This is a genomic window from Erwinia papayae, assembly GCF_058241465.1.
Genome location: NZ_JBZCHT010000012.1, coordinates 1 through 12073, shown reverse-complemented (window position 1 = coordinate 12073; position 12073 = coordinate 1). Strand labels below are relative to the sequence as shown.

The 12073-nt window shown below is 50.4% G+C and carries 14 protein-coding genes and 2 pseudogenes; all 16 read right to left on the bottom strand.

Annotated elements, in window-relative coordinates:
- A partial coding sequence (locus AC3RPL_RS16075; RefSeq protein ID WP_490740820.1) for a phage head closure protein occupies positions 1-306 on the bottom strand: 306 nt, incomplete at its 3' end.
- Positions 307-316: 10 nt separating this feature from the next.
- Positions 317-646 (bottom strand): head-tail connector protein, encoded by a 330-nt coding sequence (locus AC3RPL_RS16070; protein WP_490738916.1) that lies wholly within the window; start codon positions 644-646, stop codon positions 317-319.
- Complete coding sequence (locus AC3RPL_RS16065; RefSeq protein ID WP_490738915.1) at positions 646-1677, bottom strand: phage gp6-like head-tail connector protein; 1032 nt, start codon at positions 1675-1677, stop codon at positions 646-648. The genes AC3RPL_RS16070 and AC3RPL_RS16065 overlap by 1 nt, the downstream gene beginning before the upstream one ends.
- Positions 1670-3034, bottom strand: a complete 1365-nt coding sequence (locus tag AC3RPL_RS16060) for a phage portal protein (protein ID WP_490738914.1) — start codon at positions 3032-3034, stop codon at positions 1670-1672. The genes AC3RPL_RS16065 and AC3RPL_RS16060 overlap by 8 nt, the downstream gene beginning before the upstream one ends.
- Positions 3035-3239: 205 nt before the next feature.
- A pseudogene (locus AC3RPL_RS16055) lies at positions 3240-5155 on the bottom strand (phage major capsid protein).
- A gap of 58 nt (positions 5156-5213) precedes the next feature.
- Positions 5214-6869 (bottom strand): annotated as a pseudogene (locus tag AC3RPL_RS16050) (terminase large subunit).
- 2 nt (positions 6870-6871) lie between these two features.
- Positions 6872-7057, bottom strand: coding sequence for a terminase small subunit (locus AC3RPL_RS16045; RefSeq protein ID WP_490740819.1), 186 nt, complete (start codon positions 7055-7057; stop codon positions 6872-6874).
- A 106-nt stretch (positions 7058-7163) separates the two neighbouring features.
- Positions 7164-7328 (bottom strand): terminase small subunit, encoded by a 165-nt coding sequence (locus AC3RPL_RS16040; protein ID WP_490740818.1) that lies wholly within the window; start codon positions 7326-7328, stop codon positions 7164-7166.
- Positions 7329-7603: 275 nt separating this feature from the next.
- Entirely contained in the window at positions 7604-7909 is a 306-nt protein-coding gene (locus AC3RPL_RS16035) for an HNH endonuclease (RefSeq protein ID WP_490740817.1), read from the bottom strand.
- Positions 7909-8154 (bottom strand): hypothetical protein, encoded by a 246-nt coding sequence (locus AC3RPL_RS16030; protein ID WP_490740816.1) that lies wholly within the window; start codon positions 8152-8154, stop codon positions 7909-7911. The genes AC3RPL_RS16035 and AC3RPL_RS16030 overlap by 1 nt, the downstream gene beginning before the upstream one ends.
- Positions 8144-8743: a hypothetical protein gene (locus AC3RPL_RS16025; RefSeq protein WP_490738908.1), complete on the bottom strand. Its 600-nt coding sequence runs from the start codon at positions 8741-8743 to the stop codon at positions 8144-8146. The genes AC3RPL_RS16030 and AC3RPL_RS16025 overlap by 11 nt, the downstream gene beginning before the upstream one ends.
- On the bottom strand, positions 8725-10182 hold the full coding sequence (locus tag AC3RPL_RS16020; RefSeq protein ID WP_490738907.1) for a glycosyltransferase family 2 protein: 1458 nt from the start codon (positions 10180-10182) through the stop codon (positions 8725-8727). Before AC3RPL_RS16020 ends, AC3RPL_RS16025 begins: the two co-directional genes overlap by 19 nt.
- Positions 10183-10219: 37 nt before the next feature.
- The gene (locus AC3RPL_RS16015) at positions 10220-10468 is read right to left on the bottom strand and encodes a hypothetical protein (RefSeq protein ID WP_490738906.1); all 249 of its coding nucleotides are present in this window, start codon (positions 10466-10468) and stop codon (positions 10220-10222) included.
- Between the two features lie 107 nt (positions 10469-10575).
- A complete protein-coding gene (locus tag AC3RPL_RS16010; protein ID WP_490738905.1) occupies positions 10576-11103 on the bottom strand; it encodes a KilA-N domain-containing protein in 528 nt (175 codons plus the stop codon).
- 188 nt (positions 11104-11291) lie between these two features.
- Positions 11292-11561: a hypothetical protein gene (locus tag AC3RPL_RS16005; protein ID WP_490738904.1), complete on the bottom strand. Its 270-nt coding sequence runs from the start codon at positions 11559-11561 to the stop codon at positions 11292-11294.
- Positions 11562-11582: 21 nt separating this feature from the next.
- Entirely contained in the window at positions 11583-12035 is a 453-nt protein-coding gene (locus tag AC3RPL_RS16000) for a hypothetical protein (RefSeq protein ID WP_490738903.1), read from the bottom strand.
- Between the last annotated feature and the right edge of the window lie 38 nt (positions 12036-12073).

Below are 12073 nucleotides of genomic sequence, written 5' to 3'. Positions count from 1 at the left end.
CATTCGGTCGTTAAGTGAGTCACAAATTGGCGGTGACACTATGTCAATCAATTGCCCCTTAAAAATGCCTGATTCACACCTCAATCGGGATGATGAGGAAATATCACCCGTCATTCGGACCCAAACACGAATAGTTGCCTCGGCTTTTTCTGCACCCGATGCTAGAATTTCTCGTCCACTGATACTTTTAATCTCAGCCCATATCGTTCTGCCATCCTGCCAGTGATCCTGTTTTTGACCTGATGGCATGCGGGATGTTGTGGAGTTAACTATAGTTACCCTTTCTCTGAGTCTTCCTGCCTGCATGTGATCACCCTTATAGAACAGTAGGTTTGCGAAGCGAATAGATCAGGCTCGTTACAGAAAAAGGTAATTGACCCTGATGATAATGCGCCTCTTCCTCGCCTCCGCGAACGCGGTCAAGAATTCCTACAAAAATAAGCGTAGCCTGCTTAACGCGCGTCAGTTCGGGCGAATCTTCAATTACCTTACCGTCTTCTCCAACAACCTTTTCACGACTTCCCTGTATGTAGTCATACACAGCAGTGCTGGCTGAATAAATTTTTAGTTGCAGGTCATGATCACCAGAATCAGTATCAATTCTCAGATGGGATTTAGCTTCGTCAAGTGTAACAAATTCAAGCATCAACTTGACCTCCCATCACGACCACGTTTGACAGCCAGCTTCCACCCTTTAACACCTTGCTCCCCCGGTTTACCGCTTGTTTCATTGCAGCAGTACCAGACCGAACCACCCCAGGTAACGCTGTCGCCCGGATAATATTTCTCGCCCTCTTTAAAAATATCGCGGTAGATCATTACCGGAATACTGAATGTCTTTTCAGTGACAGTACCGCTGGCGAGCTGAGCAGAAATGGTAAATTCCCGCTCGTTATCCTGGCTTATATCAATAGCTGAGATGCCATCAACGAGGCATTCCCAGCCATTCATGCCGGTTGTTTTCTGAAATGATCGCCACAGCCCACCCTGATGGATGGCATACGTGCCGCGAGGGTGCGACTTTTCAGCATCGATGCAGGGCATAATTTCAATCTGAAGCGCGTCTTTCCCGTCTGTACCGGGTTCGCCATCTTTTGTCGGGGGTATTGCTGATACAGCATCCTTCACCATCTGCCCGATGTCTGGCAGCGGTTCAGGTTGTGGAAACTGAATACATGACACCTGTGCGGTAACGGCATCTTTCACCATTGCACCAATATCCGGCAGCGCAGGCAGTTCCGGTTTTGGCAGCGCCGCAACAGCATCTGTAATCATTTTTTCCACATCAGGAAGGGGTTTAGGCTGCGGTAACTCAATTACTGACACCTGTGCGGTAACGGCATCTTTCACCATTGCACCAATATCCGGCAGTGCAGGAGCGGCGGGTAGCTGTATCGCGGCCACGGCATCGCTGACCATCCTGGAAACATCCGGCAGTTCAGGCGCTGAAGGCACCTCGATCTTTTCGATCACGGCCTGAGCAATGGCGTTTTCACCAGGCATTGAGCGCTGCACTTCCTCAATCAGTAATGCCTGCGCGGCCAGTGACTCCTCAAGGTGGAGGATTTCTGCCGATTTTTCAGCGAGTACAGCATCGTATTTTTTCTGCATTGCGGTAAATTGTTCTTTTACCGCTGCGCCCACGGCCTGCAACAGTGACATGTCACGCTCATTCATGGGTAAGCAGTCCTTTCATTATTGTCCTGACGATGAACTGCTCCGATTCAGTCAGAGCCTTTATGCTTTGATCGTCAGCCGGTGGGGTTTGAGTGGGATTCTGGTGTTGTGTTTCAGTGCTTGTACCGAAAGGGTTTTCCTGAGCATCTCGTTTTGCAAGCGCGGCCAGGCTGTAATTTTGCTGCTGCATATAAGGCGTATCTCCGCCATCAACCGGCAACATATTCTCTTTTTTGCGGGCTTGGTTGGGGGTAAGGAACCCAGCTCCGATACCTTCCCCGTAAGCTTTATATCGGCCTTCCGTATCCATCCTGATTAGCACATCAAGGTCAAATTCAACCCCTGTGATCGGGTCAAGTTCCAGCGCTTCATCGAGCAACAACTCAATAGCCTCGATATGGGTTTGCAGACACTGGGAGTAATACCCCTGATCCAACGCCTCAATATTATTATAAGACGGGGTTGTGGCCGTATCGACCTTATAAAGGGGAACGTGAAAAGTTGAGCAAATAATTTTGGCCGTCAGGCTAAGCTGCTCAACCATCTGGGCATCAACCGCTGTCATGGCGATAGTCATAAAGTTTGCACCATCCGCTAAGAGACCCGTTTTACCGGCGTTCGCACCAGAATAGCCCTCATCCCATGCAGTTTTAATTTCCCTCGCCTTATCGGCGTCCACCGCACCGGGAACGGTTATCACTCCACCAGGTTTACCGCCATTTTTAAAATGGTTAGCGGAATTAGTCAGGATGGCATCGCCCTGCATCGCAGTAAGCCCACAGGCATAGATGGGTGACAATCCGCAGAGGGGATGGAAAAAGCAGTTAAAACGGTCGTGAATGATTTCTCTTGCAGGAACCATTACCTGTGTTTCCAGTCCGTTAATATTATCCGGACGAACCTGATAGAAAATTTCCCCATCATCGGTGATATAAGGTGTCACTTTGTTAGGGTCAAGCACGCGCCACTGAGTAACCTGGCCTGTTGGATCGCGTATTTTCAGTACGTAGGTGTTGCCATCCGACAGTTTGGAATTCATCCAGGCCTCAAAAAATTGCATTCTGGTCTGAAAGTTGTTTGGCTTTCGCAGCAGAGGTAAGATTTTCTCATCGTCGTGATCTTCCCAGATGCCATTGCTTAACTTCTTTTTTAGCAGCAGCGGCATTTTAGCAATATCAGCAGAAATCAGGGAGATGCAGGAAAACACGGCGTGATAAGCCAGTACAGTAGTGGCATCAACTTCCACGTTTCTCTGCCATGAGCCGGTAAATGATTCAAAAATTCTGCGCCATGAACCTCCATTTGCAGCCTGCAACGCCTTTTCTACTGATGGCTTTTTGCGGAAAAAACTGAACATCGGCTGCTTCTCCTGATATTTATTTTTTCTTACGGGTTACCGTTTTTTTTTCGACGGTATCCGTGAATTCAACATAGCCGGTCAGACGCAAATCTTCCATCACGGTCATTCAAAAAACGTTTTTCACCCACATGGGCATCATGGGTGCCTTTCAGATATCTGACTTGCTTCATAGAAAAAAACGGGGATTTCTCCCCGCATCTCCTTAACTTCCCGGATTGGTACCGTAGTTAACGCCTGAGATGACTGCAACAGCAGCATGCGGCAGCGCTCCAGTTAATCCAGCGTTCGGCACGGATGGCAACGCTGTTGGTTTGAAACATGGAAACCATCTCTACTGGCGTCGGTGTGGTGCTGTCACCAGTAGGAGCGCTTTCCATTTCCAGTGATGCTTCGCAGACATCCACCGCAACACCGCCATCATCTGCGAGGTAAATATCCGGCGCATTCAGGATCAGGTAGCTGCCTACATACTGCGAGACAATGACCGGCAGGCCCTGGAAAGTGCCGCCCGGCATCATGATTTCAGGGTATTCTTTCTGGCCAAGCGCATTCTTACGCATAGATAGCGCCAGTGCGTTCGTACTGGACATAAGCCAGACGGCACCTGTGGGCTGTAGAATTCGCAGTCACAAAAGTAGCAAATGCAGCCTGTGCATCATCATCAGGACTACCGGTTGAAGAAATGGTAGTGATGCCATCCGTGATTAATGCAGGAACACGCCAGCCGTTTCTGCTTAGGGTCGATAAAGTCCGTATCCGTCGGGCAATAACTGCTTCTGCCAGCGCATCACAAGCACATCGGCAGCAGGATTGGAGAAGCAATAAGCTCATCGGTCAGAACAGCAATCGCGGCCGCTTTTGCAAAACCAAAGGTGATGGACTCAAAATCAAATTTGGTCAGCGGTTTGGCTTTACCCTGGCCTACCCAGTTAGCTGAACCGCCAGAAGTCTGGCGATGCGCACGCATGAAAAGGTACGCTGCGCAGTGCAGGAATTGCCCCCTGACCAAAACGGCCAATGACGGTCTGAGGGCGCAGGAATTCAATAAAGTCCTGAGCATATTCCTGGTACTCAACCAGGCTTCCCGCCCATGTCGGGATCGGTAGTTGACCCAGCACCTACGGCAGACTTGATAACATGGTGTAGCCTGGCATCATCCTTATACTGTGATTTAGCAATCTCCAGCGCATCGCTGCGACTGCCATTAGCTGCGGCCAGGCACTTGGCGAAACGGGCGAAACCGATACCTTTTTCCAGCTTCTGCTCGACGCGAATGACGCCGGGTGCACGGTTATCTGTCGTGGTAACAACCTGACCACCAGCGGCTTTCTGCACCGGTTTTGCGGTAGCCGCTTTGGTGGACTCCATGTCTCGCAGGCGTGCGAGATGGGCATCAACGCTTTTGATTTCAGAGGATCTCGTCGTATTTCTCTTCTTCTTCAGCGTCCAGGGTGCGTCCTTCTTCAAAGGATTTTGCCATCACCGCTTCGCGCTCAGCATCCAGGGTGGCACGCTTGGTTTCGAACGATTTAATCTGTTCTGCAATATTCATCTGTTTTCCCTTAATCGGAGTAATTTTCTTCGCTGTAGCGCCAGCGGTTTTCTCAGTTGTTGACTCCGGCTGGTTTTCGCCCAACACGGCAGCCAGCTCATCAATAGATTTAACGGTGTTGATCGTGCCTTCTGCATTGGCCGGCACAGTCACCACCGAGAGCTCGTGTACCACTCCCATCTGATGAACCTGATCCCGCCCTCATCGATATAGGCGTACTCAATTGGTCGGAAGCCGATAGACAGCCCCTTAACCAGACCCAGGCGAATACTTTGCCAGGCCTCTTCCAGTCGTGCGGACAGCTGGCTGGGAGCATCTGCTTTGGCCAGCGTGGCTTTAATCTCAATACCTTCAGTCGTCACTTTTGCACTGCTAACTTCACCAATGGGAGACTGATGGTCGTGCTGCCAGAGCAACGGGATAGGAAGCTGAAACTCAGCCCCTTCAGGCATCACAACGTCGCCATAACGATCAGGTGTTGGCGTTGTCGCTATACCGGTGATCTCCCGTGTATCCTCGTTAACCGCTTTAACCACCAGGAGGCTTACAGCGTGTTGATGCTTCATTTCCTTATCTCCAGAAACGAAAAACCCGCCGTAGCGGGTTGTAAAAAAAGCGATTTCTCTAAATGAAAAATACGCCGTAGTCCTTTTTGGTTGGTGCCGGATTCAGTGATAACAGCGAGATGGCATTAAAAAGCGCCATCAGCGGGTCATTTTGCCGATCCCGCTGGCTCCTTTGGTAACGAGGGGGGCATTACCACTGATAACGACTTTTGCATTGCCTACGCACCAGTTCATCAGCTACTGGGGCGCATGCCGGAGAGTGCCCTCCGCCAGTTTCCGTTCGGTGGTCTTGCAAGCACCACCAGCTTCCACCCCTGACTGATCCCGACAACCAATTCCTGTGGGATGCCTGCATCAATGAGCGTATCCAGCAGCACACCAATACCTGCGGGGTCCATGCCAACTTTATCCAGCAGTCCGGCCTCATATATCTGAAAAACATACATGGCCACTTCATCGGCATCATCACCCACTTTGGAGACGATGGTCAGATCGCCCTGCCTCTCAAAGTCTCGCAATTTGCTTTCTTCGCTTTTACGTCACTGCCAGCATCTTTAAGTGGCACCAGGCATGGGACCATGTCAGCGAGTCGCGGGTTTTACGGTCGCGACCGGCAATAGACAGACCGAGAAGATCGTCCAGTCCACCACCATCTATGCCAACGTCAATGACCTCGCACCGGCTTAAAATCTGTTTGAAGGTAACCGAGGGGTCGGCCTGCACCTCCCAAAACTTCGCGCCAGCCCAACGGTCATTCCGTAGATTCGTGCCGATCTCAACGTTGAGATGCTTGGCGAGAAACTTTCTCAGGCTCCCTTCATCTTCCTGCGACCGCTCGAGATACTCATGGTCCAGCCACTCTTTACTGACCGAGCGACCCATATTCGGGTTGGTGATGTAAAAGTTATCCGGGTTGCGGAACCCTTCTTTTCCACCATCTCAGGGGGGAATTCATAGAGAATCCCGAGCGTTTTTCCGTCTTTAATGACGCCATCACGAACGTTGCGCCAGTAATCCAGTTTCTTTTTGAATACCCCAGCCGGTGGCTCATCACTTTGCGTGGTCAGATAAATCACCCACCCCTCATTGCGGATACCTGTGCCACCAGGGCCTCAATAAACATCGCATCGGCTTTGGTCGCTTTTGCCGAACAGCCACAACTTGTTCAACCAGAATTCGCCCGGCCTTTTTACCCGAAACCGTATCGCTGTCGGCCGCTCTACCTTTGTGCGGTTGATGCGGTGGGTAATAGTGCGGATGTGATCCTGGATATGGAAAATGATTGATCGTCTCTTCATCTTCCCGAACCATACTGGCAGCGGGTTTAAAGCAGTTATCGGCAACCTCTTTTGTTGGTGCCAGAATCAGATGCTCTTCATCTGCACGCCAGCAGATAATAAGCGCAGTCAGCATTATCCCGGCAGCAATGGTCGATTTGGTATTCTTCTTACTAATCAGCAGTCCATACTCACGTATCAACTGATTCCCGGTCTGCTGGTCATAACCACGAAATATCGCCAGCACGAAATCAAAGACCCAGTCTTCAGAACACTCACCGAAAGTTGGCTTGCCCGGCAGGTCAGTTACCCTCAGCTCCTTAAAAATTGCCAGGGCGTAGTTGCCAGAATCAGCAAAAATCGGCGGCGGAATGATTGATTCCCGATTGAGTCAGCTTTATGGCCCAGTCAATGCACGCTGTAGACCATTCAGGCATTGTTATCTCCCGTTACTCACAACCAGTTTCGGCGGTGCCATTCCGCTGAACTTACTGGCAGCTTTCTTCGCTGCTGCGTCTTTGGCTTCTTTCTTGCCCGTATCGCCCATTTTCTGGCAGACGTAAGGGGCAAGTTTTGCGGCTGCTTCCAGGCTGAGTTTCGGATCAACCAGAAGGTTATCGCTCATGATTCGTTTCATCACGGCGATGGGATCATCAAACTGGAGCGGAGTTTCTTTACCGGGGGTAAATCTGCCTGAGGAACCGGCTCTGGCAATGAGTCAGCAGGGTTAACTACCTGACTTTCTCCATATAACCGATCACGTCTTTATCTTTGGCCAGCTGGCTTCCTTTCACCTTCGCCGTTTTTTCACTGTATCCCGCCTGAATTGCGGCCTGTCGCTGATTGCTGCCCTTCATCAGGGCATCAGCAAACTTCTTTTTCTGCCCTGTCAGCATGGTTACCTCATAGGTTTATAGGGTTAACTGGGTGGGTTAATAACCTTAAAAAAAAAGGGAAATTTTCTGCGCGTGAGAGGGTGGGCGGTTTCGGCGTCATTCGTGCTTGAACTTTATAACTCCCCCCCCTACCTAAGTTGCTAATGAGAATTATTATCTGATCTTGGGTGGCGGCAGAGATTTCGCTATAGGGGCTTTGGATGCGCATGGCTGATAACCGGGCCAGCCCTTTCTTTTTCGTTCACAGCCATCACACTTACAGCGCTGGGCCATAGTCACCTCATCATGTCTGCATTGGTCTTCTTCCGATGGCATCCATTCTCTCCGTTGCAAAGGATCTGGCAGTTATCATCGGTGTCTGGTCCACCCTGATACAGTGACACAATATGGTCGAGTTCAAAGCCATGCGGATACTCAGTAAGCCGTCCACACTCAGCACAACAAGGGTTTGCTGCCCATAATCGCTTGCGGCGCTGCTGTAGCTCCCAGCCAGTCATGCGGTGATCTGCAACGGTCATGGCTTTCAGGCGTTGGGTATTGGCAACCGCGAGTCGGGGCTTTAACGTTGTGAGCTTTGCCATCAATCCGCCTCGGTATTAGGGAATACCACGCCAAGGTTCTCCATCTGCTTTTGCATGGCGGCTATTCGTCTATCCAGCTCGGACAACACGTAAGGAAACATCGCCGCTAAAAACTCATCATCCTGATAGGTAGACTGAATAGTGATATTCAACCCTCTACCTTCAGATATCAGGCTCCGCTTGCGGATTAACTCATCAATGAGTTGCTTAGTGGCGTATGCCTGAGCGATGTTATTAATGTCCAATTGATAGCCTCCAGGCTTTACGCCGTTCAGTGCGCGGCGCGTTGTCAGGGTGATACTCAACCGGCACACCATCGGCATGATCCACCAGTGAGTAACAGGGATAGACGACACGTCCGCCATAGGCATCGCCTACCGCATAGTCAGCGGCTTTGGTATGGTTCCACTTATTCAGGATGCTGCTGATGCTGTCCTGTGGTGGGCTGTAGCACACACCATGTATCAGGCGGTTCATGATGATGTAGTCATCCTGCCGCTTGTCAGCCTCTATCAGGCTGGCTGCTATCTGCATCTGGTACTGTGGTGGTCTCCCGGTCCCCAGATAGAAAGACAGAAGATCATCAGGGAATCTGTTAAGCCAGACTGCTATCTTGTCGGTGAAGCCATCAACCAGGATGGCATCATCTTCCAGGATAACCACACGGCAACCCTGCTGGCTTGCCAATTGTATGGCGCGGCGGTGATTCCAGTTTGCACCGTTGTCTCCCTCATCAATGAGGGTGAGTGCACCCAGAGATTCAGCCAGACGTTGAGCCATACTGCGGCGGGAGTGATGACCGACCACCACAAACATTATTTGTGCTGCCACCATGCATACTCCCGGCCAGTGCCGTTGGTTTTGAATAATGTGTTAATGCGTGGGCCGGTCACCAGTTTATCGCGTTGCTGGTAGCCCACCATGCCGAATGCGATCATATCGCCCACGCACGGCTTGCCCTTCTCTTTCCCCCAGAACCGGTTCGACTCGGTGCGATACCAGATGCGCACAATGCCGTGAGCGTATGCCATGATGTCTTCACGACTACCACCCAGCAGGCCAGCGTTAAGCATCAGCTCGTTGCGGTGCTCATTCAGGAATTGCTGATAGCAGGCTTCCGGATGATTATCTCTTGCCCATGCGTCAGCGTAAGTCTTTGGCTCAGAGCCAACATAGATTTTTCCTGGCTCCATCTCCTGCCACGGTTCCCGCAACATTTCAACGTCAGTACCATCGGTACACCAGACGAGATGATATTCAGGGTGTTCACGCAGGTATTGCCAGATATGCAGCCAGCGACGGAAATAAACATTCATTGCCACATCAGGAACGCGGTGAAGCGTTGTGCCTGCAATTCCCGTTTCCAGTTCATCCACCAGCACAACCGCGTCAGCACCACGAATAGATGCCGCCCATCGACTCAACATGCCAGCTGCTGGCGTCATTCTGTTGCCGCGCTGAGGGTCTGGCTGGCTGGTCAGCAATGAGGTGATCACCAGATTCTTTTGCTGCCGGTACTCTGCATAGCCGGTATAGCCAGCTTCGCGCCGGGCATTGTGAATGCTGACGTTGTTCTTTACCTGCTGTTCCCTGTCCGGGCGCGGTACTGATCGTTCAACCGCCTGATGCTCATCCAGCGAGTAAATCAGCTTTTCAGAGCCAGCCACGTCAGCAAATGCCCAGCTCGTTAACCCGGCGTTGTGGATCCGCAGGGCTAAATCGCTGTGCTCATACATCCCGCGACCATAGACCGTATCGAAGCCTCCAACCTTTTCAATCACGCTGCGGTGGTAATAAAGCATCACGCCACGCTGGCCGGTGTAGGCAACGTGTTTATCGTCACGATACAGCACTGCGATATCGTTAAGTTTTTGCCCGGTGGCGAAGTCCTTAAACTGGTAAGCAAGGTGTGGTTCAGGTGAGGCGATATAAGGTTGCTCCCATCCACCCGCAACAGGCCAGGCGTCATCGTCCCACAAGAAACAATTTTCGCACCCTGCATCAATCAGGGCTTCAAGACTGGCGTTTTTAGATGCAACGATACCGCGTGACGTTTCACTGCGGATCAGCTTAACGCCATCCGGCACGGACACAGGTTTTGTGGAACCGTCATCAATAACAACCACCATCGCACCGGCTGGCAGATGTTTGAGTTGATGTTCAAGAGCGCAGGATAAAATGTCGTGACGGTTGTGCGTGGTGATGGCAATGCCAATATTTGATGTGCGGCTTGTTAATGGCGAGTATCGAACGCCATCAATCATAACGTCCATTTTCACTCCAATGAAAAACCGCCCGTAGGCGGCTCATTTAAAAATTATCATCGAGTTCAGCTGATTCAGTATCGAAATGCTCAATGTAATGGATCAGCTCAGTTTCTGCATTTTGCAGTGACATACCATGATTAGGAGCATAGCCATCATAGATGTAATTAGTTCGCCACATATATGGAGTATTTAGCACAGGCTTTATGCATTTGATAATGTCTGCCTTTACTTGGCCAAACCCATGTATCTCAAAATTGTACTGCTTAACCACTTCATACATCTCATAACTCATGTGAGCACCCTTTTCATAAATGAAGCTCATACATTAGTGTTAATAATGTTTTTAGTGAAGCAGAATCAATTATCATCAGGCGCACTCGCAAATGCGCCTTCTCGTGGTCACGCTGCTTTGCCTTCCATCAGAGCAATCATGTCAGGATTCATCTGCTCGATGATGCGTTCCCGTGCGTTATTGAGCAGTGCTTTACGCCCGCCTCGCCCCCACTTGTTCATGGTTCGTGCGCAGCCGCTTACCTGTTCGCTTTCAGTTGCTATCAGCAGGTCAAGCCGGTTTAGCTGGCTCATATTGCTGATGCCATTTAGCACTGCCTCTCTGAAGGTGTTATATACCAGAATTTCAAATACAGGATTCAGCCATGCTGCATAACGTATGGCTACCAGTTCCAGCCCCCATGAGCCTTGCTCTTTGCCACCCTTAATGGTCTGAACCGATGCGATTTTTGTCGCATCGCTCAAAGCGGCTACAAATCGGCGTATTTGCTGACTCTTTAAAAACTCCCCCGGGCGCTGGGAGTCAGTAGCCTTTCCCTTTAATACCGCAGCTGCGTGCAGGTCATTCAGGTTGTAGCGTCCTTCGCTGTCAACGCGAACTGATACGCCGTTTACGATCACGGTTGGACATGTCATAGCGTTTTACCTTTTAGAAAGTGAGCCTGTCCCACAGAAAGGCCGCCCGAGAGAGGTCGCCACCTATAACGGCTATTCTCAGGCTCGCTTACTGAAAGGCTCTCGTTGAGATGCGCGTGGGGTGCGCGGTGAAATGCATATAAAAAAGCCCCGGACTATGCCGAGGCTCTTGTGATATGGACTTCTGATTACAGGTATTTTTTTGCCAGTGCGACAAACTCATCTTTTGCAGCCGCACCCAGCAGGGCAACGCCCTGCTCAATGAGCGTCAGCGCTTTATCCAGATCCTGTACGCCTGATTTAAGTTGATCCTGTGCAGTCGCTTGGGCTTCCGGTACTGTCTGAACTTCTGCCGGGGCCGTCTGCGCTTCAGCCTGAGTGTCAGCGTTTTCTACACCATCCATATTTTTCCTCGCTCTGTTAATTAGGCTTTTCAGCCAGGTGATTAATGCTTTCATTGGCTTGAAGCCTTATGTTGCTTACTTGATTAAACTTGAGGCGTATTCAATAAGGTAAAGCTTCGGAGCTAACCAGATTTTCAGCCATGTCAGGTCGCTTATTGATTGCAGAAACCACAATAGCCACACGGCCAGTAAGAAAGTTGGGAGCATAACTACCGGGGAGATGTCACCCTTACTGTCCCAGACAAGACTGGGCTTGTATTTAGGCTTACCCACCTCCCATGAGTAAATCTCTCCAGACAGGAAGACGCCATCTGGTATGCGGCGCAGGGAATAGCGAACCAGCCACAAAACCGGGAAAACAGATATGAGAGCCAGAACTGTCATAACAATGCTTTTGGTAAGGTTCCACAGCAGTAACTGATGAATGACATCAGGAATCTGCGCCTGACTGAATGTCACTGCTGAATCAATGCCGTTACTGGCTTTCTGCAACAACTCAGCAAGAATTTTATTGGCCTGGTCGTTCATGTTTTGCCTTATCTAAATGATTCAATTTTTCGGATAGC